We start from the raw sequence: 3,802 nt of genomic DNA, 5'->3' as shown, positions 1-3,802 counted from the left end.
GCTATCTTGCCGCCGTTCAGCGGGTGGTGGACCGGCACGACATTCTGCGCACGTCATTTGTCTGGGAAGGCCTGTCGCGCCCGGCGCAGGTGGTGTGGCGGAACGCGCCACTGGAAGTGACCGAGGTCGAGCTGGATGCGTCCGGTGGTCCTGGGCACGAGCAGCTCCGGGGGCGGTTTGATCCGCGCCAGCACCGGATCGATCTTGGCCGGGCGCCGCTGTTGCGGTTTGTGATTGCCCGCGAGCCGGGCAGTGCGCGCTGGCTGGCCTTGGAGCTGCAGCATCATCTGATCGGGGATCACACCACGCTGGAGCTGATGCATGCCGAGGTCAGGGCCGCGCTGGAGGGGCGTGCGCATGGGCTGCCAGCCCCACAGCCGTTCCGCAACCTGGTGGCGCAGGCGCGCCTGGGCGGTGATGCCAAGGCGCATGAAGAGTTCTTCCGGGGACTGCTGGCAGACATCGATGAGCCGACGCTGCCATTTGGGTTGAGCGAGGTGCGCGGCGACGGCAGCGGGGTGCATGAGGCGCGGCGGATATTGCCACAGGAGTTGCAGCAGCGGCTGCGCAGCCAGGCGCGGCGGCTGGGGGTGAGCCTGGCCAGCCTGTGCCATCTGGCGTGGGGGCAGGTGGTGGCGCGCAGCAGCGGGCGCGAGCAGGTGGTGTTCGGCACGGTGCTGTTCGGCCGCATGCATGGCGGGGCGGGTGGCGACCGCACCATGGGCCTGTTCATCAACACCCTGCCGCTGCGGCTTGATCTGGACGGCACCGCCGTCGAGGCAAGCGTGCGGATCACGCATGCCCGGCTGGCCGAGCTGCTGGCGCACGAGCAGGCCTCGCTGGCGCTGGCGCAACGCTGCAGCGGCGTTGCGGCGCCGGCGCCGCTGTTCAGTGCGCTGTTGAACTACCGCCACACCGCGCCGGCGCTCGCTTGCGGAGCGGATGCCGGGCTACCCGGTGTGGAATGGCTGGGCGGGGAGGAACGCACCAACTATCCGCTGAGCATGGCAGTAGAGGATTTTGGCGAGGCGCTCGGCCTGACGGCGCAGGTGGCGGAAGGCATCTCCGCGGATCGGGTCTGCGGCTACATGCAGCGCGCGCTGGAGCAACTGGCGGACGCGCTGGAGCGGGCGCCGACCACGCCGGTGCGCAAGCTGGACATCCTGCCGGCCGATGAGCGCGCGTATCTATTGGAGGAGCTGAACCGGACGGCGGCGCCTTATCCCGAGCAGCAGTGCATCCATGAGCTGTTCGAGGCGCAGGTCGCCAAGACGCCGGATGCGGTGGCGGTGGTCTGCGCGGACGAACGCCTGAGCTATGGCGAGCTCAATGCGCGGGCCAACCGCCTGGCGCATCATCTGATCGCAATTGGGGTGAAGCCGGACCAGCCGGTGGCGATCTGTCTTGCACGCAGCGTCGCGATGGTGGTGGGGCTGCTGGCGATCCTCAAGGCGGGGGGCGCGTATCTGCCACTGGATCCGGCCTATCCGAGCGCGCGGCTCAAGCAGGTTCTCGAGGATGCGGCGCCGCGGCTCTTGCTGGCCGACGAAGCCGGCCGTGCCGCGCTGGGAAGCGACGCGCTGGCCGGTGTGAGCGTGGTGGATCTCGACGCGGCAACGCCGGCCTGGGCGAACCTGCCGGCCTCCGATCCGGACCCGCGCACGCTCGGCCTGACCTCGCGCCATCTCGCCTATGTGATCTACACCTCCGGATCCACAGGCACGCCCAAAGGGGCACAGAATGAGCATCGGGCTATTATCAACCGCCTGATCTGGATGCAAAAAGCCTACGCTCTCAAGGCAACTGATGTCGTCTTGCAGAAGACGCCATTCGGCTTCGACGTCTCGGTCTGGGAGTTCTTCTGGACCTTGCTTGAAGGGGCGACCCTGGTGCTGGCGCCTCCGGGTGCGCACAAAGATCCCGATGCATTGGTCGACTTGATCATCAGAGAACGCATCACGACGGCTCACTTCGTCCCATCCATGCTGGTCAGCTTTATGGATACGAAGGGTGTTGATCGCTGCACATCGCTGCAGCGTCTCATCTGCAGTGGCGAGGCGCTTCCTGCGGCCAGTGTCCATCAGGTTCGGCGCCTATTGCCTTGGACCGGCCTGCACAATCTGTACGGTCCGACGGAAGCTGCGATCGACGTCACCGCGTGGAGTTGCCCCGTTGATTTTGATGGGTCCGTTGTCCCGATTGGCCGGCCGATTGCGAACACGCGGGTATATCTACTGGACGGTGATGGTGAGCCCGTTCCGCTCGGGGCGGCAGGCGAGCTCTACATCGGCGGGGCGGGAGTGGCGCGCGGCTATCTGAACCGGCCCGAGCTGACGGCGGAGCGGTTCATCGCCAGTCCCTTTGTCGACGGCGACCGGCTGTACCGGACCGGCGACCTGGCACGCTACCTGCCGGACGGCAATCTTGAGTTTTTGGGCCGCAACGACGAGCAGGTGAAGATCCGCGGCTTCCGCATCGAGCCCGGCGAGATCGCGGCGCGGCTCGCCGAGCACCCGTTGGTGCGCGAGGCGGCGGTGGCGGCGCACCAGGATGGGACGGGCGAGCCGCGACTCGTTGCGTATCTCGTGGCGGCGGCCGAGCATGCGGCCGAAGCTGAGGGGGCCGATCTTGCCGGCGCCTTGCGCACGCACCTAAGCGCGCGGCTGCCCGAGTATATGGTGCCATCGGCGTTTGTGCAGCTGGCGGCGCTGCCGCTGACGCCGAACGGCAAGCTCGACCGCAAGGCGCTGCCGGCGCCGCAAGATGAGGCGTATGCGCGCGCCGTCTATGCGGCGCCGCAAGGCGAGATCGAGACCGCGCTGGCAACGGTCTGGGCCGAGCTTCTGGGTGTTGAGCGGGTCGGACGCCACGACCACTTCTTTGCGCTCGGCGGCCACTCGCTGCTGGCGGTGCGGCTGATCGAGCGGCTGCGGCGGCTGTCGCTGGGGGTCGACGTGCAGACGCTGTTCGCCACGCCGGTGCTGGCCGATCTGGCTGCAAGCCTCGGCAGCCATCGCGAAGTGGCGGTCCCGGCCAACCTGATCAGCGAACAGAGTACGGCGATCACGCCGCAGATGCTGCCGCTGATTGAGCTGACGCAAGACGAGATCGACCGGATCATCGCCACGGTGCCCGGCGGGGTCGGCAACATCCAGGACATTTATGGCTTGTCGCCGTTGCAGGACGGCATCCTGTTCCATCATCTGTTGGCGACAAAGGGCGATCCGTACCTGCTGGTCAGTGACATGGCGTTTGCCGATCGGGCGCTGTTGGACCGCTATCTTGCCGCCGTTCAGCGGGTGGTGGACCGGCACGACATTCTGCGCACGTCATTTGTCTGGGAAGGCCTGTCGAGCCCGGCGCAGGTGGTGTGGCGGAACGCGCCACTGGAAGTGACCGAGGTCGAGCTGGATGCGTCTGGTGGTCCTGGGCACGAGCAGCTCCGGGGGCGGTTTGATCCGCGCCAGCACCGCATCGAGCTTGGCCGGGCGCCCTTGTTGCGGTTTGTGATCGCGCGCGAGCCCGGCAGCGCGCGCTGGCTGCTGCTGGAGCTGCAGCATCATCTGATCGGGGACCACACGACGCTGGAGCTGATGCATGCCGAGGTCAGGGCCGTGCTGGAGGGGCGGGCGCATGAGCTGACCGAGCCACAGCCGTTCCGGAATCTGGTGGCGCAGGCGCGCCTGGGCGGTGATGCAAAGGCGCATGAAGAGTTCTTCCGGGGGCTGCTGGCAGACATCGATGAGCCGACGCTGCCATTTGGGTTGAGCGAGGTGCGCGGCGACGGCAGCGGGGTGCATGA

1 protein-coding gene is annotated in these 3,802 nt (G+C 67.5%); it reads left to right on the top strand.

The window, feature by feature from the left end:
* Positions 1–3,802 (top strand): non-ribosomal peptide synthetase (locus SO139_RS45685; RefSeq protein WP_498542109.1); only part of this gene is annotated, 3,802 nt, incomplete at both ends.

The organism is Bradyrhizobium sp. UFLA05-89 (assembly GCF_059803475.1).
Note: the sequence above shows the minus strand (reverse complement) of the source record. Positions and strands in the feature narration are given on the sequence as shown.